The 20,108-nt window shown below is 72.5% G+C and carries 18 protein-coding genes; 8 read left to right on the forward strand and 10 right to left on the reverse strand.

All coding sequences use genetic code 11. From position 1 onward, the window contains the following. Positions 1-9: 9 nt before the first annotated feature. Positions 10-465 (reverse strand): hypothetical protein, encoded by a 456-nt coding sequence (locus ASG05_RS03720; protein ID WP_056257419.1) that lies wholly within the window; start codon positions 463-465, stop codon positions 10-12. Positions 466-634: 169 nt separating this feature from the next. Between ASG05_RS03720 and ASG05_RS03725 the strand changes: the two genes are divergently transcribed. Then, positions 635-883, forward strand: a complete 249-nt coding sequence (locus tag ASG05_RS03725) for a WhiB family transcriptional regulator (protein ID WP_043594001.1) — start codon at positions 635-637, stop codon at positions 881-883. 115 nt (positions 884-998) lie between these two features. Here ASG05_RS03725 and ASG05_RS03730 read toward each other — a convergent pair whose 3' ends face one another. Beyond that, a complete protein-coding gene (locus ASG05_RS03730) occupies positions 999-2,492 on the reverse strand; it encodes a sensor histidine kinase (protein WP_056257421.1) in 1,494 nt (497 codons plus the stop codon). Between the two features lie 164 nt (positions 2,493-2,656). Between ASG05_RS03730 and ASG05_RS16805 the strand changes: the two genes are divergently transcribed. Then, complete coding sequence (locus tag ASG05_RS16805; RefSeq protein ID WP_235491374.1) at positions 2,657-3,220, forward strand: Rv3235 family protein; 564 nt, start codon at positions 2,657-2,659, stop codon at positions 3,218-3,220. A 61-nt stretch (positions 3,221-3,281) separates the two neighbouring features. Here ASG05_RS16805 and secA read toward each other — a convergent pair whose 3' ends face one another. The 6 genes from secA to mtrA all read right to left on the reverse strand — a co-directional run bounded on the left by secA (position 3,282) and on the right by mtrA (position 12,261). Then, positions 3,282-6,128 (reverse strand): preprotein translocase subunit SecA, encoded by a 2,847-nt coding sequence (gene secA / locus ASG05_RS03740; protein WP_056257424.1) that lies wholly within the window; start codon positions 6,126-6,128, stop codon positions 3,282-3,284. A 201-nt stretch (positions 6,129-6,329) separates the two neighbouring features. Continuing rightward, entirely contained in the window at positions 6,330-7,034 is a 705-nt protein-coding gene (gene hpf, locus ASG05_RS03745; RefSeq protein ID WP_056257426.1) for a ribosome hibernation-promoting factor, HPF/YfiA family, read from the reverse strand. Between the two features lie 222 nt (positions 7,035-7,256). Then, positions 7,257-8,015, reverse strand: coding sequence for a phosphoribosyltransferase family protein (locus ASG05_RS03750; RefSeq protein WP_157490037.1), 759 nt, complete (start codon positions 8,013-8,015; stop codon positions 7,257-7,259). 101 nt (positions 8,016-8,116) lie between these two features. Then, positions 8,117-9,817 (reverse strand): LpqB family beta-propeller domain-containing protein, encoded by a 1,701-nt coding sequence (locus ASG05_RS03755; RefSeq protein WP_162240625.1) that lies wholly within the window; start codon positions 9,815-9,817, stop codon positions 8,117-8,119. Next, on the reverse strand, positions 9,810-11,564 hold the full coding sequence (gene mtrB, locus ASG05_RS03760) for an MtrAB system histidine kinase MtrB (protein ID WP_235491375.1): 1,755 nt from the start codon (positions 11,562-11,564) through the stop codon (positions 9,810-9,812). The genes ASG05_RS03755 and mtrB overlap by 8 nt, the downstream gene beginning before the upstream one ends. 16 nt (positions 11,565-11,580) lie before the next feature. Continuing rightward, positions 11,581-12,261, reverse strand: coding sequence for an MtrAB system response regulator MtrA (gene mtrA / locus ASG05_RS03765; protein ID WP_056257433.1), 681 nt, complete (start codon positions 12,259-12,261; stop codon positions 11,581-11,583). Positions 12,262-12,410: 149 nt separating this feature from the next. Here mtrA and ASG05_RS03770 point away from each other — a divergent pair, with 149 nt between their 5' ends. The 5 genes from ASG05_RS03770 to ASG05_RS03790 all read left to right on the forward strand — a co-directional run bounded on the left by ASG05_RS03770 (position 12,411) and on the right by ASG05_RS03790 (position 17,844). Beyond that, positions 12,411-13,673 carry a hypothetical protein gene (locus ASG05_RS03770; RefSeq protein WP_157490039.1) on the forward strand — a complete coding sequence of 421 codons (1,263 nt, stop codon included), beginning with the start codon at positions 12,411-12,413 and terminating at the stop codon, positions 13,671-13,673. Continuing rightward, positions 13,670-14,326 carry a DUF4129 domain-containing protein gene (locus ASG05_RS03775; RefSeq protein ID WP_056257439.1) on the forward strand — a complete coding sequence of 219 codons (657 nt, stop codon included), beginning with the start codon at positions 13,670-13,672 and terminating at the stop codon, positions 14,324-14,326. The genes ASG05_RS03770 and ASG05_RS03775 overlap by 4 nt, the downstream gene beginning before the upstream one ends. Next, positions 14,323-15,519, forward strand: coding sequence for a DUF4350 domain-containing protein (locus ASG05_RS03780; protein ID WP_056257442.1), 1,197 nt, complete (start codon positions 14,323-14,325; stop codon positions 15,517-15,519). Before ASG05_RS03775 ends, ASG05_RS03780 begins: the two co-directional genes overlap by 4 nt. A 76-nt stretch (positions 15,520-15,595) precedes the next feature. Beyond that, positions 15,596-16,549 carry a MoxR family ATPase gene (locus ASG05_RS03785; protein ID WP_056257443.1) on the forward strand — a complete coding sequence of 318 codons (954 nt, stop codon included), beginning with the start codon at positions 15,596-15,598 and terminating at the stop codon, positions 16,547-16,549. A gap of 2 nt (positions 16,550-16,551) precedes the next feature. Next, on the forward strand, positions 16,552-17,844 hold the full coding sequence (locus tag ASG05_RS03790) for a DUF58 domain-containing protein (RefSeq protein ID WP_056257445.1): 1,293 nt from the start codon (positions 16,552-16,554) through the stop codon (positions 17,842-17,844). Between the two features lie 18 nt (positions 17,845-17,862). On the opposite strand, the gene ASG05_RS03795 is transcribed toward ASG05_RS03790, so the two are convergent. Continuing rightward, a complete protein-coding gene (locus tag ASG05_RS03795) occupies positions 17,863-18,858 on the reverse strand; it encodes a stage II sporulation protein M (protein WP_056257447.1) in 996 nt (331 codons plus the stop codon). Between the two features lie 18 nt (positions 18,859-18,876). On the opposite strand from ASG05_RS03795, the gene ASG05_RS03800 reads away from it, so the two are divergent. Further along, positions 18,877-19,764 carry an RDD family protein gene (locus tag ASG05_RS03800; protein ID WP_082486327.1) on the forward strand — a complete coding sequence of 296 codons (888 nt, stop codon included), beginning with the start codon at positions 18,877-18,879 and terminating at the stop codon, positions 19,762-19,764. Between the two features lie 4 nt (positions 19,765-19,768). Here the strand turns inward: ASG05_RS03800 and ASG05_RS03805 are convergent, their stop codons facing one another. Further along, positions 19,769-20,083, reverse strand: a complete 315-nt coding sequence (locus ASG05_RS03805; protein WP_056257451.1) for a metal-sensitive transcriptional regulator — start codon at positions 20,081-20,083, stop codon at positions 19,769-19,771. Positions 20,084-20,108: the final 25 nt, after the last annotated feature.

The following is a 20,108-nucleotide window of genomic DNA, read 5'->3' on the forward strand; positions in this document are numbered from 1 at the left end:
CCTGGCGGGTCAGTAGACGTGGGGCTCCTGGTCGCGGGCCGAGGTGGCGGCGACGACCGACGGCACGAGCAGGAGGGCCACGACGGCGACGGCCGGCACGATGAGTGCGACGCCGATGGTCGGGTTGGCGAAGACCCCTTGCAGGCTGCCGATGCCGACGGCGAACTGCAGCACCTGCCAGACGATCGCGGCCCCGCGGATCCAGGCCCGGCCGCGCAGCGCTCCCAGCACGATCGAGGCGAGCCATGCGGTGGCGAGCAGCGTCAACACGACGATCGCGACGGCCGACGGGTACGAGTCGGGGCGGGCGACGAGCAGCTCGACGAGCAGGAAGACCGCGGTCGCCGCGATGAGCAGGAACTCGCCCACGAGCAGGACGATCACGACCCAGAGCAGGGCCGGTCGACGCGTCTCGGCAGACCGACCGGTCTCGTCTCGGGGGCCGTCGGTGCCTGCTGTCGTCACGTGTGAGCCTCCCGGAGATCCCTTGATTTGGCGGTATCAGTATGCGACCATATTCGAGGTCGAAGTGACGTGCACATTGCGGTGCGCGCCTCCCGAATTCTTTTCTTTCCCCACCACGAACCAGGCGCCTCGACGTGCCTGGTTCTGCATCTTTAAGGAGTACCCATCGATGGATTGGCGTGACAAAGCCGCTTGCCTGCAGGCTGACCCGGAGCTCTTCTTCCCCGTCGGCAACACCGGCCCCGCCGTCGACCAGATCGACAAGGCGAAGGCCGTGTGCGGACGCTGCACCGTCACCGAGACCTGCTTGCAGTACGCGCTCGAGACCTCGCAGGACTCGGGTGTCTGGGGTGGCCTGAGCGAAGACGAGCGCCGCGCCCTCAAGCGTCGTGCCGCTCGCGCGCGCCGCGCCAGCTGATCCACCGTCGCCCGGACCCCGGTCGGGCGACACCCGGCCTCGTGGCCGATGACGAAGCCCGGCACCTGATCCCAGGTGCCGGGCTTCGTCGCGTCCGGGCCGGGTCGAGACCGGCTCAGGGCTGGGTGAGCCAGCGGAACGGGATCTCGATGGTGACCTCGGTGCCGTTGCCGACGAGGGTGTGCCAGTCGATCGTGCCGCCGAGCTCGCCCTGGATCAACGTGCGGACGATCTGGGTGCCGAGGCCCGAGCCGACCTTGCCCTCGGGCAGCCCCACGCCGTTGTCACGCACCTTGACGGTGAGTTCTTCGGCACGGCGGTCGGCGACGATCTCGACCTCGCCGTCGCGACCGTCGAGCCCGTGCTCGACCGCGTTCGTGACGAGTTCGGTCAGGGCCAGGGCCAACGGCGTCGCGTACTCGCTCGGCAGGGCGCCGAAGCTGCCCGTCATGGTGGGCCGCACCGTGGTGTTGTGGCTCGACGCGACCTCGGCGATGAGCATGAGCACCCGGTCGAAGACGGTGTCGAAGTCGACGTTCTGGCTGAGCCCCTCCGACAGGGTGTCGTGCACGACGGCGATGGACTGCACCCGTCGCATGGCCTGCGTCAGCGCCTCGCGGGCGACGTCGGTGCGCGTGCGTCGAGCCTGGATGCGGAGCAGCGACGCGACCGTCTGCAGGTTGTTCTTGACGCGGTGGTGGATCTCGCGGATCGTCGCGTCCTTGGTGATCAGCTCGCGCTCCTGGTGGCGCAGCTCGGTCACGTCGCGGCAGAGCACGATCGCCCCGACGCGCTCGCCCCGGTCACGCAGGGGGATGGCCCGCAGCGACACGGTGACCCCTCGGGCCTCGATGTCGGTGCGCCACGGGGCCCGGCCCGTGACGACGAGGGGCAGCGACTCGTCGATGACGAGCTTGCCGGCGAGCAGCCCCGTCGTGACCTCGGCCAGCGACTCGCCTTCGAGCTCGCCGGCGAACCCCATCCGGTTGAAGGCCGACAGCCCGTTGGGGCTCGCGAAGGTCACCATGCCGTCGACGTCGAGACGCAGCAACCCGTCGGAGGCGCGGGGTGCGCCCCGTCGCGGACCCGTCGGTGCCCCGAGGTCGGGGAAGTCGCCGGCGGCGATCATCGCGAAGAGGTCGTTGGAGCACTGGTTGAAGGTCAGCTCTTGGCGGCTCGGGGTGCGGGCCTCGCTGAGGTTCGTGTGCCTCGTGATGATCGCGATCGGGGCGTCGGTGACGTCGGGACGGCTGGCCCCGAGGCGCCGCAGCACGGGGACGGCCCGGACGCGCGTCGGCGTCTCTTCGTACCAGTCGGGAGCGGCGGAGTCGACGATGCGGGTCGTGGTGAACGCCTGCTCGATCTGGTCACGCCACTCGGTGCGCACTTCCTGCCCGACGAAGTCGCGGTAGAAGAGCGTGGCCGAGCTGGACGGCCGGGCGTGCGCCACCGCGACGAAGCTGCCGGTCTGCGTGGGCACCCAGAGCACGATGTCGGCGAAGGCCAGGTCGGCGAGCAGCTGCCAGTCCCCCACCAGCAGGTGCAGCCACTCGACGTCCACCTCGCTCGAGAGGCCCTGGGCGAGAACGAGATCACTGAGCGTCGACACCCGTTCAGTCTAGGTCGACGGTCGGAGCCGTGACGCCCGCGGCCCCCGCGCAGCCGCGGCGCCAGGACGGGTTCTCCACAGACCGTCGAGTCGGTCTGGTTTCGCCATCTCACATGTCATATCTTCGGAACATGCCCGGATGATCGTGAACAGGAAGACTGCCGATGCCCTCGAACAACCACGCCCTCGCCCTCGTCGAGCCCCTCGTCGACCCCCTCGTCCCCGAGACGCCGTCGCGACCGCACCTCCGGCCCGTCCCGCCTCTCGAGAGCGCGCCCCGCCCGAGCGACGACGTCGCGCACGACGCCGCCGCCGACGCCGGGGCATCCGACGACGTCACCCCGGCCGCCGGTCGACGGGCGAACAGGGCACCGGCCTCGTCACCGTTCCCCGACGACCCCGCCTTGCTCGTCGAGAACCTCGTGCGGTGCGTCGTCGAGATCCTCGCCGGAGCCCGAGATCTCGACCAGGTCTCGCGCTGGGTCACCGAAGACGTCTACCGCACCCTGCACACCCGCGTCGTCCTGGCCGCCCGGGCCCGGTCGGCGCACGGGACCCGGGTGCAGCGTCCGGCCTTCACCGTCGGCGGCATCCGACTCAGCTCCCCGGTCGAGGGGGTCGTCGAGGCCGTCGTCGTCCTGCACGGACGGGCCCGCAGCCGGGCGGTCGCCGTCCGACTCGAGACCTACGACCGCCGCTGGCGGGCGACGGCCGTCCACGTGCTGTGAACGAGCGACGCGCCCCCGACCGGTGTCGGGGGCGCGTCGTCGTCGCGGGGTGGGTGTGGAGTCAACGACCCTTCTTGCCCGAGGCGCGTCGCTCGGCGCGGTTCACCGGGGCGTCACCGCCACCGGTCTTCTGCCCGAAGGCACCGACGGTGCCCTCGTCGGCCTCGCGTGCCGCCGGGCCGCCAGCGGCCCGTGCCGCGGCGATCTCGGGCGACGTCGACCGTTCGGCCTCGTCCTGCGCCTTCTGGGCCTTGGCGGTCGCGCCCTTCTCGAGCTGGCCGCGCTGGTTGCGGACCTCGACCTCACCGTCGATGTTCGGAGCCGAGTAGGCGAGCTGCGCCTGCGGCTGCTTCTCGGCTTCGAGGCCCTTGGCCGCGATGACGGGTGCCTCGGTGGCACCGACCTGCCCCTGCACCTCGACCTCGAGGTTGAAGAGGAAGCCCACGGTCTCTTCGCGGATCTGCCCCATCATGCTCTGGAAGAGCGCGTAGCCCTCGCGCTGGTACTCGACCAGCGGGTCGCGCTGGGCCATGGCCCGGAGGCCGATGCCGTCCTTCAGGTAGTCCATCTCGTAGAGGTGGTCGCGCCAGCGACGGTCGATGACCGAGAGCACGACGCGGCGCTCGAGCTCGCGCATCGCGGACTCGCCGAGGGCCTCGGTGCGGGCCTCGTAGGCGACCTTGGCGTCGGACAGGATCTCTTGACCGAGGAAGGCCCGCGTGGCCTTGCCCTTCGAGCCGGCCTCGGTGATGACCTCGTCGATGGTGATCGAGATCGGGTACAGGGTGCCGAGCTCGGTCCAGAGGGCGTCGAGGTCCCAGTCGTCGGGGCTGCCGTCGCCCGTGTGCTGGTCGATGACCTCGTTCACGACGTCCTCGAGGAACTTCTGGCTGCGGTCCTTCAGGTCGTCGCCCTCGAGGATGTGCCGACGGTCGCCGTAGATGGCCTCGCGCTGGCGGTTGAGGACGTCGTCGTACTTCAGGACGTTCTTGCGGATCTCGGCGTTGCGCGACTCGACCTGCGACTGCGCCGAACGGATCGCCCGCCCGACGATCTTGTTCTCGATGGCGAGGTCGTCGGGGACGTTGCCGCGGCCCATCAGCGATTCGGCGGCGCCCGAGTTGAACAGGCGCATCAGGTCGTCGGTCAGCGAGAGGTAGAACCGGCTCTCGCCCGGGTCGCCCTGGCGACCGGAGCGACCACGCAGCTGGTTGTCGATGCGCCGCGACTCGTGGCGTTCGGTTCCGAGGACGTAGAGACCGCCGGCCTCGATGACCTTCTCGGCCTCTTCTTGCACGGCGGCCTTCTTCGCGGTGAAGACGTCGTCCCAGGCGGCCTCGTACTCGTCGGGGGTGTCGACCGGGCTGAGACCCTTGGAGTTCATCTCGGCGACGGCGAGGAACTCGGCGTTGCCGCCGAGCATGATGTCGGTGCCACGGCCGGCCATGTTGGTGGCCACGGTCACGGCACCGGCCCGACCGGCCTGCGCCACGATCGCCGCCTCGCGCGCGTGGTTCTTGGCGTTCAGCACCTCGTGCTTGACGCCCTTCTTGGCGAGCAGGCGCGAGAGGTACTCGCTCTTCTCGACGCTCGTCGTGCCGACGAGAACGGGCTGACCCTTCTCGTGCCGCTCGACGATGTCTTCGACGACCTGGTCGAACTTGCTCGTCTCGTTCTTGTAGACGAGGTCGGTCTGGTCGAGGCGCTGCATCGGCCGGTTGGTCGGGATGGGCACGACGCCGAGCTTGTAGGTGCTCATGAACTCGGCGGCCTCGGTCTCGGCGGTGCCGGTCATGCCCGAGAGCTTCTTGTACAGCCGGAAGTAGTTCTGCAGCGTGACGGTCGCGAGGGTCTGGTTCTCGGCCTTGACCGACACCCCCTCTTTCGCCTCGATGGCCTGGTGGATGCCCTCGTTGTAGCGGCGGCCGCTGAGGATGCGGCCGGTGTGCTCGTCGACGATCAGCACCTCGCCGTTGATGACGACGTAGTCCTTGTCGCGCTTGAAGAGCGCGTCGGCCTTGATCGCGTTGTTCAGGAACGAGATGAGGGGGGTGTTCGCCGACTCGTAGAGGTTGTCGATGCCGAGGTAGTCCTCGACCTTCTCGATGCCGGGCTCGAGGACGCCCACCGTGCGCTTCTTCTCGTCGACCTCGTAGTCGGTGCCCGAGACGAGGCGACGCGCGATGGTCGCGAACTCGGTGAACCACCGGTTGGCTTCGCCGGACGACGGGCCCGAGATGATCAGGGGGGTGCGGGCCTCGTCGATGAGGATGGAGTCGACCTCGTCGACGACGGCGAAGAAGTGGCCGCGCTGCACCATGTCCTGGGCCTGCCAGGCCATGTTGTCGCGCAGGTAGTCGAAGCCGAACTCGTTGTTCGTGCCGTAGGTGATGTCGGCGGCGTACATCTCGCGACGCTCGGCCGGGGTCTGGCCCGACAGGATGCACCCGGTCGTCATGCCGAGGGCGCGGAAGACGCGACCCATGAGCTCGGACTGGTAGCTCGCGAGGAAGTCGTTGACCGTGATGACGTGGACGCCGCGCGAGGCGATGGCGTTGAGGTACGCCGCCGTGGTCGCCACGAGGGTCTTGCCCTCACCGGTCTTCATCTCGGCGATGTTGCCGAGGTGGAGGGCTGCCCCGCCCATCAGCTGCACGTCGAAGTGGCGGAGGCCGAGGGTGCGCTTGGACGCCTCGCGCACCGCGGCGAAGGCCTCGGGCAGCAGGTCGTCGAGCGACTCGCCCGAGGCGTAGCGCTCGCGCAGCTCGACGGTCTCGTTGCGCAGCTCGTCGTCGGTCAGGGTCGTGAAGTCGTCTTCGAGCTCGTTGACCGCCTTGGCGTAGGCCTTGAGCTTGCGCAGCGTGCGGCCCTCGCCGACGCGGAGGACCTTCTCGAGGACGTTGGCCACTGGTGTGCTCCCATGTGTTCGGTCGAACCCGCGGAACGCTCCGCGGTCTCGCTGAGGTGATCCGCATCGGAGCACCGAGATGTCGACGGTCCGTCCTGGACCGGCCCACGATCGTAGCAAGCGTAGTGGCCGACCCCCTGGGAGGCGGCAAGGACGTGCCCTGCGCCTCCCGGGGCGTCGACCACCGGGCGTGTCAGACGGTCAGCTCACGAGTCCCGCCCGCAGTGCCGTCGCGGCCTCTTGCAGGTCGGGCGAGTCCTGGTCGAGCCCGATCACGCCGTAGTCCCAGCCCTTCCGGCGGTAGACGACGCTCGGTCGCTCGGTCTCGGAGTCGATGAACAGGTAGAAGTCGTGCCCGACCAGCTCCATGTAGTAGAGCGCGTCGTCGACCGTCATGGGCGTCGACGCGAACACCTTGGTGCGGATGACCACGGGGCAGTAGTCGTCCTCGAACTCGTCGGCGGGGGCCTCGTCGCCCACCACCGGCACGGCCCCGGTGCGCACGAGGTCGAGCGTCTCGGCCGCGGCCGGCGTCACGCCCACCCCGCTGAAGTCGGCCGTCGAGGCCTCGCGCAGCGACGTCGGCCGGTGTTGCCCGCGATGGATCTTCTGTCGGTCCTTCGCCCGTCGCACCCGTTCGAGGAGGCGCCCGATCGCGAGGTCGAAAGCCGCGTACTTGTCGCCTGCCGTGGACTCGGCGCGCACGAGGGGGCCGGGGCCGACGAGCGTCAGCTCGACCCGGTCGTCGCCCGCCTGGCCGCCGGACTTCTCGTGGTGACGCGAGACCTTGACCTCGAGCGCCAGTGCCTTGGTGGCGAGGACGGCGACCTTGTCGGCCTTCTCGGTGGCGTACTCGCGGAAACGATCGGTGATGCCGACGTTTCGACCCGTGACGGAAATTTCCATGACGACCTCCTGTGGCTATCGACGTGCCGCCTGTCAGCCAGGCGGATGTCCTTTCACGCCTTTCGCCCCACCGTAGCCATGCGGACACCCCCGTGTCACGCATCGTTCACCCTGGCGCGGCGGATCGACAGGTGCGGCACGACCGCTGCCACCCTCCGCCGTGCCCGTCCGCCCCTCCCCCGTCGGCCCGTCGGCCCGTCGGCCCGTCGGCTCGTCGGCTCGTCACGCCGTCGACCCCGACCACGACGGCGTGGCGGCCAGACACGCCGCACCGACGACCACCGCACCCCGGGCCCTGACGGCACGACACGCCTCGAGCAGGGTGCCGCCCGTCGTCACGACGTCGTCGACCAGCACGACGTGCATGCCACCCAGGTCTCGCCGGCAGCGCAGGCTGCCCTCGCGGGCGCGCAGCCGCTGCTGTCGGTCGCGGCCCTTCTGGCCTCCCCCCGCCGTCGCCGTCGGCACGAGCACCCGCCGGCCGACGGTGAGGCCGAGCCGCCGCAGGACGAGGTCGACCGGGTCGTAGCCTCGCCGCCGTCGCCCCCGGCGGGACGGCGGGACGGGAACCACCAGCACGGGGAGGTCGGGCGGGGCGTCGGCGCCGGCGTCCGCCCTCTCGGCCTCGGCCGTCACGACCCGGGCGCAGGCCTCGAGGGCGGCCGCCAGGGCCGGGGCGAGCGCCTCGGCGAGGCGGACGCGGCCGCCGTTCTTGAACGCGAGCACGACGCCCCGCACCTCGAACGCGTAGGCGAGGCCGGCGAAGACGGGCAGCCCGTCGGGCAGGTCGACCCGGGTGACCTCGGGGACGAGACGGCGGCGGCAGTCGTCGCAGAGCGCGACGTCGGGCGCCCGGCAGCCCGCGCACGACACGGGAGAGACGACCGACAGTGCCTCGCGCGTCGCCCGCCCGAGCGCACTCCGCCAGGCGACCGCCGGTCGAGGGCGCGGGCCGAGGCGGGGGCGGGACGACTGAGGCACCCCGACAGCGTGACGTGCGCCGGCGGCCCTCACCGCGCCTCCCAGGGCCGACCGGGGACGACGGGTGGCCCGGCCGGCCTGGGGAGGAGCCGACGCCCTCGTCAGCGCTGGGTGGCCAGCAGGTCGGCCGTCAGCCCGGTCGCCTGCCAGCTGCTGCCGCGGGGCTCGAGGACGTCACCGTCGGCGCTCAGCACGAGCAGGCGGTCGAGCCCGTTGCCGCCGACGACGGCCACCGCCTCGCCCGACGGCCGCCCGGCGCTCGACGAGTCGCCGCCCACCTCGGACGTGGTCACGCGGGACGACTCGCCCACGGTGGTCAGCACGGCCACGGTGAGCTGGTCGGCCCAGGTCGCGTCGACCGGGGCGCCGTCCGGGGCGGACAGCTCGAGCGGTGGGCCCAGGCGGATCGGGACGCCGTCGGAGTCGCGCACGATCGCGGCCACGAGGAGGCGCGAGGCACCCTGGTCGTCGAGCAACAGCAGGGCGCGGGTCCCGTCGCGCGAGACGCGGAAGGTGATCGCCCTCGGCCCCGTCGGCAGCGACGTCGCCACCGGGTGCGCCGTGCCGTCGGACGAGTACGCCCTGAGGCTCGTCGGGTCGTCGGCGACGAGCGACCAGACGAAGCCCGCACCGTCGAGCGAGGGGGCCACGAGTCCCGACCGACCGTCGACCAGGCGCGCACCGCCCGAGGCCGAGACGGCGTACGCACCCGACGCCGTGCCCACGGCGGCGGAGCCCTGGTCGGAGGCCAGTTCGATCGACCGGGGGCGCAGGTCCTCGATCGCCGCCGACAGCCCCGGCAGCTGACTCGTGGCACTCGCCGTGGCGAAGCCCAGCACCCCGTCGGCCAGCACGAGGGGCCGGGCGTCGACCGCGGGGTCGCGGACCGGTGCGGGCTGTTGCATCGCCGGGACCGACAACGGGGCACCCTCGACGCTCAGCTCGACGGCGGTCACGGTCGCCAACGTCGAGAAGCTCGCGAGCAGCTGCGCCTGCATGCGGGCCCGCGCGTCGGGGGTGGCCTCGAGGGCGTCGGCGGTGAGGTCGACCCTGGCCGTGCCGTCGTCGACCGTGATGGCCGTCAGCGACAGCTGGGTGCCCTCGGGGAAGGCCGAGACGACGGCGCCCTGCAGCCAGTCGGAGGGGCCGTCGAGCAGCGCGGTGGCGAGGCGCGTGCTGGTCGACGACCTCGCGAGGAACCACCGCTCGTCGGGCACGAGGTAGGTGAAGGTCGGGTCGTAGAAGTAGGCGGCGTGCGCCCGGAAGACCGAGTCGAAGGTGGCCGGTGAGAGGACGATGCCGTCCGGGGCGTCGCTGATGCGCCACTCGTCGCCCTCTTCGACGAACGAGAACGCGAGGGTCGTCGTCGTGGACGACGTGGCCGGGGTGTAGTGCCCCGCCGAGTCGACGGTCGCCGACCCCACGAAGGCGTAGTCGAGGGTGGACGCACCGACCCGCGTGGTGGACCCCACGCCGGGGCGGATGGTCACGCTCGCCCGGGGCTCCCACTCGTCGGCGAACCCGGCGCTGAGGAACTCCCGGGCGACGCCGTAGTTGTCCTGCGAGCCCGTCCCTGCCGAGAGGAAGTCCCGCAGCAGTCGCTCCTGCGAGCTGCCCGCGACCGGGCCGTTGGGCCGGAACACGAAGTCGCTCACGACGTCGTCGCTCACGACGTCGCCCTGCTGCACCTGACCGCCGTCGGGGATGCCGACGCAACCGGTCAGCGCGACGAGGGCGACCACGAGGAACGCGAGGGCCGCCGAGGCACGGCCCGCCCGCCGGGCCGGTCGGCGCTCAGACATCGGCACCCCTCGTCGTCGCCGTCGAGACGGCATCCGTCTCGGAGGTCGGCACCGAACCCGTCCAGGGCTCGCCGGTCACGGGCACGGTCGTCTCGCCCCGACGGTCCGGCGGCACCACCGGCAGGGGCGAGCCCTCGAGGCGACCGCCGGCCACCCGGGGCAGGGTGACGACGAAGCGACTGCCCGACCCCGGCTCCGACCACACCTCGAGCCGCCCGCCGTGCAGGGCGGCGTCCTCGAGGCTGATGGCCAGTCCGAGACCCGTCCCCCCGATCGTGCGTCGACGCGACGGGTCCGCCCGCCAGAACCGGTCGAACACCCGCGCCGCGTCGTCGGGGCTCATGCCCACGCCGTGGTCGCGCACGGCCACCGCCACCGCCGAGGCGTCGCTGTCGACCTCGACCTCGATCGGGCGCCCCTCGCCGTGCTCGATGGCGTTGCCGAGGAGGTTGCGGAGGATGCGCCGCAGTCGGCGGGGGTCGACCTCGGCCTCGAAGTACCCACCGCTGGCGACGACCGACACGACGCTGCCGGACTCGGCCGCCAGCGGACCGAACTCGTCGACGCCGTCCTCGACCAGCCGCACGACCGTGACCGGCTCGGTCTCGAGCTCGACGGCCCCGGCGTCGAACCGCGAGATCTCGAGCAGATCGGCCAGCAGCAGCTCGAAGCGGTCGACCTGCGTGTGCAGCAGCTCGGCCGTCCGGGCGGCCGACGGCGTGAACGAGGTGCGCTGGTCGTAGAGCACGTCGCCCGCCAGGCGGATCGTGGTGAGCGGCGTGCGGAGTTCGTGCGAGACGTCGCTGACGAACCGTTGCTGGACGCGCGAGAGCTCGGCCAGCTGCGAGATCTGGCGCTGCATGGCGTCGGCCATGCCGTTGAACGACCGCCCCAGGGTCGCGACGACGTCCTGACCCTTCTCGGGGATGCGCTCCTCGAGGTGGCCGGCCGCGATCTTCTGGCTCGTCTCGGCCGCGGTGCGGATGGGCCCGACGACGAGACGCACCACGAGGTACGTGATGGCCCCGATCAGCAGCACGAGCGCGAGCGACCCGATGCCGAGCGTCCGCTGCATCAGGTCGAGGGTGGCCTGCGCGTCGCTGAGGTCGTAGACGAGGTAGAGCTCGTACTGGCCCGCGGTGGGCACCTGGAGGGTCGACCCGACCGCGATGCCGGGAGACCCGCCGCCCTGCGACGTCGGCGGCAACGACACCGACTGCGTCGAGAGGCGGCCGTCGTCCGTGGCCACGGCCTCGCGCAGGGCCGGCGAGATGACGGAGTCCGGGAAGTCGGGGCTGGCGATGTTCTGGATCGTCTGCGGGCTGTTCTGCCCCGGGGTGCGCAAGATGGCGATGCTCGTGCCGCCGGGGCTCGAGGTCGACCCGAGGATGGCCGTCTGCGCCTCGTTCTGCAGCGCGTCGAGCTCGACCTGGTTGGCGTCCTCGGTCGCGGTCGCCGAGTCGAAGATGCTCTGCGCCAGCAACGTCGCCCGGACGCTCTCGGCCTCGACCTGTTCGCGACGCTGGTCGTAGAGGCTCGTGCCGATCGTCACCGAGATGAGCGTGCCGATGATCGTCACGGCCACGGTCGAGAGCACCACGGTGAGCGCCACCGTGCGGAACGACAGGGACGACCGCCAGAACCCGACGACCCGGGTCGGCCAGGTGCGCCACGCGGGCGGCCGCCAGGCCGCCACCCCGCCCGACCGCAGGGGCCGGCCCTGCTCGGGCCTCTCCGCCGCGGACACGAGCGTCACCGCCGGGCTACGAGCCCGCGCCGGCGCGGTAGCCCACGCCCCGCACGGTCGTGACGATGCGCGGCGCGTCGGGGTCGTGCTCGACCTTGGCCCGCAGCCGCTGCACGTGGACGTTCACGAGACGCGTGTCGGCCTTGTAGTGGTAACCCCAGACCTGCTCGAGCAGCATCTCTCGCGTGAAGACCTGCTGCGGCTTCGAGGCGAGCGCGAGCAGCAGCTCGAACTCGAGGGGGGTCAGGGCGATGGGCGTGTCACCTCGTCGCACCTCGTGGGCGGCGACGTCGAGGCGCAGGTCGCCGACCGTGAGCACGTCGTTGGTGGGCTCGGTGGCCGGACGAAGCCGGGTGCGGATGCGGGCGACGAGCTCTTTCGGGTTGAACGGCTTGACGACGTAGTCGTCGGCCCCGCTCTCGAGCCCCCTGACCACGTCGGCGGTGTCGCCCTTGGCGGTCAGCATGATGATCGGGACGCCGCTCTCGGCACGGATGAGGCGACAGACCTCGATGCCGTCGAGGCCGGGCAGCATGAGGTCGAGCAGCACGAGGTCGGGCGTGGCCTCGTGGAACGCCTCGAGGGCGCCGCTGCCGTCACCGCAGAAGTGGGGGTCGAACTCGTCGGCGCGAAGGACGATGCCGATCATCTCGGCGAGCGCCGGGTCGTCGTCGACCACGAGGATGCGCGGGTTCATGTTCTCCGTCGGGGCTGGGCCGCTCGGGAGGCGGCACGTCAGGACAGATTAGTCCAGGAGGCGCTCGTCGGCTGGCAGCGCTGCGTCCGGTGTGGAAACATGAACGCACCCGTGAGGACGACCTCACGGTCAGGACGACCAGGGGGACCATGAGCGATCCGAACGCCTGGAGCACGCCAGGAGGCGACGCGTCGCCTCCGCGCTGGGGTGAGCGGGTCGCACCGCCGACTCCTGGCTCGGGGCCCTCCGGTCCGCTGCCCGGTGGTCCGCTGCCCGGCGGCCCGTTCTCCGCCGGACCGGCGTCCGCTCCGCCGCCGCCCTCGGCGGGCCTGCCCCAGCCGGCCGGCTGGACGCCCCCGCCCAAGCCGGGGCTCGTGCCGCTGCGTCCCCTGACGTTCGGCGAGATCCTCGGCGCCTCGTTCCAGGTCTTCCGGCGCAACCCGCGCACCACCTTCGGGACGGCGCTGCTGTCGCAGGTCGTGCTGCTGGTGGTGACCGTGCTGATCACCGGCGGCAGCGCCTTCCTCGCCTTCGGCCGCGTCGAGCAGGCCCTGCCCCGTGATCGCGACGCGGTCCTCGCCGGGGCCGTCGCCATCGTGGCCGCCTCGGCCCTCGTGCCGATCGCCCTCCAGGTGGTCGTCACGGCCCTGCTGCAGGGCCTGTTCGTCCTCGAGACGGCCCGTCAGACGCTCGGCGAGAAGCTGCGGCTCGGGGGGCTCTGGGCCCTGGCCAAGGGTCGCCTCGGCACCCTCGTCGCCTGGTCCGCCCTGCTCACCGCCGCGTACGTCGTCGCCCTGGCGCTCGTCGCCGGGGTCGTCGTCGTGGGCGTCGCCGTCGGCACGGGTCCGAGCATCGGCATCGGCATCGGCGTCGCGGTCCTGCTCGGCCTGGGACTCCTCGTCCTCGGGGTGTGGGTGACCGTGAAGACCAGCCTCGTGCCGAGTGCGATCGTCCTCGAACGGTTGGCCCTGCGCGCCGCGGTGAGGCGCTCGTGGTCGCTGACCCGCACCTCCTTCTGGCGGACCTTCGGCGTGATCGCGCTCGTGTTCTTGATGGTGCAGATCGCGTCGCAGGTCGTCGCGACGCCCTTCTCGGTGCTGTTCAGCGTCCTGACCGGCACGCTCGCCCCCACCGGCGACGTCACCGACCCGACCTTCGTCGCGTTGACCGCCGGCACCTACGCTGTGACCCTCGGCATCACGGCGGTCATCGGCGCCATCGGCTCGGTGCTGCAGGCGGCGTCGGCCGGTCTCGTCTACGTCGACCGTCGCATCCGCACCGAAGGGCTCGACCTCGAGCTGGTGCGCTACGTCGAACGCGGTGGACGCACCGCCGACGGGCAGCCGGACCCCTACCGCACGCCCGACGCCCCGGTCGTCCCGACGAGGGCCCCGGAAGCACCGCGCTGGTGACCGGGCTGCCCTTCGCCGCCGGGCCGCCGCTGAGCCCCGGCGCCGACGACGCGCGACGCGACGTCCTCCGCGAGCTCACGAAGCCCGAGTACGTGGCCGCGCAACCGTCGTGGCTCGACCGTGCGGCGCAGGCGTTCTGGGACTGGCTCGGCTCGATCCGCTTCGGGGGCACCGAGGGCGCCCCGGCCGTCGCGTTGATCGTCCTGCTGGCGGTCGTCGTGGTGGTCGTGGTCGTCGTGCTGCTCGTCTACGGCGTGCCGCGGCTCAACCGGCGGTCGACCCGCGCCCCGGTCCTCTTCGGCGACGACGACGTGCGCGACAGCGAAGCGATGCGCGCCGCCGCCCGTGCCGCAGCCGCCCAGGGCGACCTCACCCTCGCCGTGGCCGAGTCGTTCCGGGCGATCGCCCGCGCGCTCGACGAACGGGGCGACGTGGCGGTCTCGCCCGGCACGACCGCGAACGACGTGGCGCGGCGGGCCGGTGACGCGTTCCCCGACCTGCGTGACGCGTTCGCCGAGGCCGCGTCGGCCTTCGACGGCGTCCGCTACCTCGACCGGCCGGGCACCGACGAGGCCTACCGCGCCGTCGTCGACCTCGACCGACGCGTCACGACGTCTCGACGGGTCACCGCGTCTCGACGGGTCGAGGCGTGACGACCACGGCACCCGACGGTGCGACCGGCACGGTCACGACGCCCACGCTCGGGGCCACCCTGCGACGCGCCCGGTTCTGGGTCGCCCTCGCCGTCGTGCTGGCGCTCGGGGTCGCGGCCGCCCTCGTCGTCGGGTCGGGTTCGGGTGAGGGGCGCCCCCTCGGGCCCGCCAACGCCGCCCCCGGCGGGGCGAAGGCGCTCGTCGAGGTGCTCGGCCGCGAGGGTGTGGACGTGACGGTGACGACGGGCTTCGAGGCGACCCTCGACCGGCTCGGCGGCACGGGCGACCCCGGCGGCGGAACGGTGGTCGTGGACGACGCCGACGGGTTCCTGGTCGCCGACCAGTGGCGCCGGCTCGCCACCGAGGCCTCCCACCTCGTCCTGCTCGCACCCGGTCCCACGGCGCTCGAGAGCCTGACCGACGACGTCCGCGCGACCGCCCAGGTGTCCGACGGGACGGCGTCCCCCTCGTGCGCGCTGCCCGCCCTGCGACAGGCGTCCCGCGTCGACGTCACGGGTGTGGCGTACGACTCCGACCGGTCGGGAGCCGTCCGCTGCCTGCCGAGCGACGACGGCTACGGCCTGGTCGAGGTCGAGGACGGCGACACGAGGGTGACGGTCGTGGGAGCGACGGGCGCACTCAGCAACGGCTCGATCGCGTCGGACGACGACGCGGCCTTCGCGCTCGCCCTGCTGGGCGAGTCCTCCGAACTGACCTGGTACCTGCCCTCCGCCGACGACCTGCCCCAGGGTTCCGGGACGCTCGCGACGCTGACGCCCTCGTGGGTCACCCCGTCGCTCGTCGTGCTGCTGCTCGCCGGCGTCGCCGCCATGGTCTGGCGCGGCCGACGGCTCGGCGCCCTCGTCGTCGAACGACTGCCGGTGACCGTCCGGGCGTCCGAGACCACCGAGGGCCGGGCCCGGCTGTACGAGAGGTCGGGGCAGCGTGGTCACGCCCTCGACCAGCTCCGCATCGGCACGCTGGGGCGCCTCGCCCGGGTGACGGGCCTGTCGTCGACCGCCTCGGTCGACGAGATCGTCGCGCGCGTCGCCGCGCTGACGGCCGCCGACCCGAGGGGCCTCCGCCACGTCCTGGTCGACGCCGATCCGGTCGACGACCGAGAGCTGGTGGCCCTCAGCGACAGCCTGCTCGACCTCGAACGCGCGGTGCGCCGGGCGGTGGCTCCGTCGTGACCCGCCCCGCGCCTCCTGCGCCCGCCCCCGCCGCCCTCGTCCCCGCACCGATCCCCCACCCGGAGAAGACCACCAGATGAGTTCAGAACTGCAGCAGACCTTCGCCCGCGTGCGCACCGAGGTGGGCAAGGCGGTCGTGGCCCAGGACGGCGCCGTCACGGGCCTCATCGTCACCCTGCTGGCGCAGGGGCACGCCCTGCTCGAGGGCGTCCCCGGGGTCGCGAAGACCCTGCTCGTCCGGGCCCTCAGCCACTCGCTGTCGCTCGACACCGCCCGGGTCCAGTTCACCCCCGACCTGATGCCCGGCGACATCACCGGGTCGCTCGTCTACGACGCGAAGTCGGGCGAGTTCGAGTTCCGGGCGGGCCCGGTGTTCACGAACGTCCTGCTCGCCGACGAGATCAACCGCACGCCGCCCAAGACCCAGTCCGCCCTGCTCGAGGCGATGGAGGAGCGCCAGGTCTCGGTCGACGGCGTCAGCCGCCCCCTGCCGACGCCGTTCCTCGTCGCCGCGACCATGAACCCCGTCGAGTACGAGGGCACCTACACGCTGCCCGAAGCCCAGCTGGACCGCTTCCTGATGAAGCTCACCCTCGACCTGCCGCCCCGCGACGCCGAGGTCGAGGTGCTCTCGCGTCACGCCGCGGGCTTCTCGCCGCGCGACCTCCGGGCCGCGGGGGTCACCCCCGTGCTCGGCCCCGACGACCTGGCCCGCGCCCAGGCCGAGGTGGCCCGGGTCGGGGCCTCCCCCGACGTCCTGGCCTACATGGTCGACCTGGCGCGTGCGACGCGCGAGAGCCCGTCGGTCAAGATCGGCGTCAGCCCCCGGGGGTCGACGGCCCTGCTCGCGGCGTCGAAGGCGTGGGCCTGGCTGACCGGCTTCGACCACGTCACCCCCGACCACGTGCAGGCCATGGCGCTGCCCGTGCTGCGACACCGCCTGCAGCTGCGCCCCGAGGCCGAGCTCGAGGGCGTCGACGCCGACGGCATCGTGCGTTCGGTGCTGCAGCAGGTCCGGGTGCCGCTCTAGCCATGGCGATCACCGGGTGGTTCGTCGCGCTCGTCGCGCTGGGGGTCGTGCCCGTCGTCGCGACGGGCAGCGGCTGGGCGATCGTGGGGTGGCTGGGGGTCGTCGTCGTCCTCACGGTGCTCGACGTGGCCCTCGCCGCGTCCCCGCGTGCCCTCTCGCTGCGCCGTGAGCTGCCCGGCGCCGTCCGCCTGGGCGAGAGCGCACCGGCCCGGTTGATCGTCGTCAACGAGGGCCGACGCACGCTCCGCGGCCTGCTGCGCGACGCGTGGCAGCCGTCGGCCGGTGCCACGCCGACCCGCCGCCGCGTGACGTTGCGACCCGGCCGCGCGACGACCCTCACCGCCACGCTCACCCCGTTCCGACGAGGCGAGCGCCGTGCCGGCGGGGTCACCGTCCGCACGATCGGCCCGCTCCGGCTCGCCGGGCGCCAGGCGACGCACGACGTGCCGGGTGCGGTGCGGGTGCTGCCGCGCTTCTCGTCCCGCAAGCACCTGCCGTCGCGGCTGGCCCGCCTGCGCGAGCTCGACGGACGCACGAGCGTGATGATCCGGGGACAGGGCACCGAGTTCGACAGCCTGCGCGAGTACGTGCGCGGTGACGACGTCCGCTCGATCGACTGGCGGGCGACGGCTCGCCGCGACGACCTCGTCGTCCGCACGTGGCGCCCCGAGCGCGACCGCCGCGTCGTCGTCGTGGTCGACACCGGGCGCACCTCGGCGGCCCGCATCGACGACGAGCCCCGCCTCGACACCGCGTTCGAGTCCGCCCTGCTGCTCGGGGCCCTCGCCTCCCGGGCCGGCGACCGCGTCGACTTGGTGCTCTTCGACCGACGCGTCCGGGGTCGGGTGCAGGGCACGACCGGACCCGCCCTGCTCTCGTCGATGGTCGAGACCATGGCCCCCGTCGAACCCGAACTCGTCGAGACCGACTGGGCCGCCGTACCCGCCCTGGTCCGGTCGATGACCTCGCGGCGGGCGTTGGTCGTGCTCGCCACGACGGTGGACAGCCCGGGCGCCTCGCGCTCGCTGCTGGCGGCCATCCCCCAGCTGACGCGCCAGCACCTCGTCGTGGTGGCGTCGGTCACCGACCCCGCGCTCGACGAGACCGTCCTGCGGCGGGCTGACCGCGACGAGGTCTACCGGGCCGCCGCCGCCGAGCGGGCCCGCCTCGACCAGCGCCGCGTCGCCGCGGCCCTCCGCCAGGTCGGCGCCGACGTCGTCACCGGCGCACCGGCCGACCTGCCGCCGGCCCTCGCCGACCGCTACCTGGCGCTGAAGGCGGCCGGCCGGCTCTGATCGCGCCGACGCCTCGGGTCAGTCGGCGACGAGCTGGGTCGCCCCCGCCTCGAACTCGTCGAGGTCGCCGGTCTGGCCGGCCCGGTGGGCCCGGCCCCCGAGCACCCACTGGTAGGCCAGGAATGCCAGCAGGGCCACCGTCCCGATGCCGATCTTGATCGGCCACGGCCACGCCTGCCGCGTGACGAACCCCTCGATGACCCCCGAGACCAGCAGCGACAGCATCAGGCCGACGGCGATCGTCACGAGCGCCCGACCGTCTTCCGCCAACGCCTGACCGCGGGTGCGAGCACCGGGCGCGACCCACGACCAGAAGATCATCAGGCCAGCCGCCCCGGCGACGAAGATGCTGTAGAGCTCGAGCTGGCCGTGGGGCGCGATGTACAGGAAGAACTGGTCGAGTCGACCCTGGTCGGCCATCAGTCCGGCCGAGATGCCGACGTTCATCGCGTTGCTGAGGATGGCGTACGGCACCCACACCCCGGTGATGCCGAACGCGACGCACTGGGCCGCGATGTAGGCGTTGTTCGTCCAGACCTGGCCGGTGAACGAGGTCGACGCGCTCTCGGAGTAGTAGTTCACGAAGTCCTGCTCGGCGAACTGACGCCGGAACTCCTCGCTGCCGAACGACGCGAGCAGGGCCGGCGTGTTCGCCGCCCACGTGGCGAACACCGCCGCGACGACGACGGTCACGAGCGTCAGCACGAGCGACAGCCACCGCACCCGGTAGAGGGCGGCCGGGAGCTGCGCGACGAAGAACGTGGGCAGCTGGGCGAGCAGGTTGCGTCCCGCGCCCGTGAACCTCAGGCGGGCCCTCGACAGCGACATCGACAACCGGTCGGCGGGCACCGAGTCGCCCGTGGCGGTCTTGAGCGCCGACAGCTGACCCGCGCCCGACTGGTAGAGCCGCACGAGCTCGTCGGCCTCGGGGCCGCTCAGCCGCCGCCGTCGGGCGAGACGGTCGAGCTCGGCCCAGTCGTGACCGTGGGCGGCGGCATAGGCGTCGATGTCCATTCTGCTTAGATGATAGGCATGTCCCGCACCAAGGCACGAGGCGCCTCCCCGGTGGTGCTGCGGCCCGACCAGGTCGAGGCCTTCACGGCGGGTGGCGACGAACTCGTCACGGGCGAAGCCGTCGCCCTCGACCTCCGACCGACGAGCTTCGTGCTGCGGGCTGCGGGCGTGCTGATCGACTACGTCGCCTACGCGCTGCTGCTCGTGGGCGCGCTGGTGCTCGTCTCGCTGCTCAACGACGCCGGGGTGCTCGACGACGCGCTCTCCCAGGCGTTCCTCGTGGCGTCGATCGCCGTCTGCTTCATCGTCGTGCCGACGGTCGTCGAGACCGCGAGCCACGGGCGGTCCCTCGGCAAGCTGGCCGTGGGTGCCCGCATCGTGCGCACCGACGGAGGCGCGATCGGCCTGCGTCACGCCCTCACCCGCGCGCTGGTGGGGTTGCTCGAGATCGTCTTCACGAGCGGCGGCCTGGCCGTCGTGGTCGCGTTGCTGAACGGGTCGTCGCGACGCCTCGGCGACCTCATGGCGGGCACGTACAGCCGCAACGAACGCGTGCCGCGGGCGACGCACGTCGTCTACGGCGTGCCCGCGCACCTGCAGGGGTGGGCCGAGGTCGCCGACGTGGCGCGCCTCCCGGACGGCCTGGCACGCCGCATCGCGTCCTTCCTGCAGCAGGCACCCCAGCTCTCGCCGGCCAGCCGTCGCCGCATCGCCGACGAACTGGCGGCCGAGACCGTGCCCTTCGTCTCTCCGGTGCCGTCCGGAGAGCCCGAGTTCCTGCTCGCTGGCGTCTCGGCGGTGCGTCGTCAGCGCGAGTCCGCGGCCCTGGCCCGTGAGGCGACGCTGCTCGACCGGCTCACGCCGGCCCTCACCGAGACCGTGCCGGGGTTCCCCCGCCGTCGCTAGCGCGTCACGACCGCACGAGTCGGGCGATCGCCGCCGACGCCTCGCGCAGCTTGGCGTCCGCCACGTCGCCGCCCTCACGGGCGGCCTGGGCGACGCAGTGGGCGAGGTGGTCCTCGAGCAACTGCAGGGCCACGGTCTCGAGAGCACGGGTCGCGGCGCTGACCTGGGTCAGCACGTCGATGCAGTACGTGTCGTCCTCGACCATCCGCTGGATGCCCCGCACCTGGCCCTCGGCGCGACGCAGCCGCTTGACGATCTGCTCCTTGTCGCCGCTGTAGCCGACGTGCGCCGTCGACGCGAGCTCACCGTGTTCCGCCACCCGCGCCTCCTGACCGTGTCGTGAC

This window comes from Frigoribacterium sp. Leaf186 (genome assembly GCF_001423905.1).
In the GTDB taxonomy this organism is placed as follows: domain Bacteria; phylum Actinomycetota; class Actinomycetes; order Actinomycetales; family Microbacteriaceae; genus Frigoribacterium.

Bases quoted from the DNA above. Each gene is read 5' to 3' on its own strand.
- ASG05_RS03785 (WP_056257443.1), top strand. From the start codon at position 15,596: ATGAGTTCAGAACTGCAGCAGACCTTCGCCCGCGTGCGCACCGAGGTG.
- ASG05_RS03790 (WP_056257445.1), top strand. From the start codon at position 16,552: ATGGCGATCACCGGGTGGTTCGTCGCGCTCGTCGCGCTGGGGGTCGTG.
- ASG05_RS16805 (WP_235491374.1), top strand. From the start codon at position 2,657: ATGCCCTCGAACAACCACGCCCTCGCCCTCGTCGAGCCCCTCGTCGAC.
- ASG05_RS03800 (WP_082486327.1), top strand. From the start codon at position 18,877: ATGTCCCGCACCAAGGCACGAGGCGCCTCCCCGGTGGTGCTGCGGCCC.
- hpf (WP_056257426.1), bottom strand. From the start codon at position 7,034: ATGGAAATTTCCGTCACGGGTCGAAACGTCGGCATCACCGATCGTTTC.
- ASG05_RS03755 (WP_162240625.1), bottom strand. From the start codon at position 9,817: ATGTCTGAGCGCCGACCGGCCCGGCGGGCGGGCCGTGCCTCGGCGGCC.
- ASG05_RS03725 (WP_043594001.1), top strand. From the start codon at position 635: ATGGATTGGCGTGACAAAGCCGCTTGCCTGCAGGCTGACCCGGAGCTC.
- mtrA (WP_056257433.1), bottom strand. From the start codon at position 12,261: ATGAACCCGCGCATCCTCGTGGTCGACGACGACCCGGCGCTCGCCGAG.
- ASG05_RS03795 (WP_056257447.1), bottom strand. From the start codon at position 18,858: ATGGACATCGACGCCTATGCCGCCGCCCACGGTCACGACTGGGCCGAG.
- ASG05_RS03770 (WP_157490039.1), top strand. From the start codon at position 12,411: ATGAGCGATCCGAACGCCTGGAGCACGCCAGGAGGCGACGCGTCGCCT.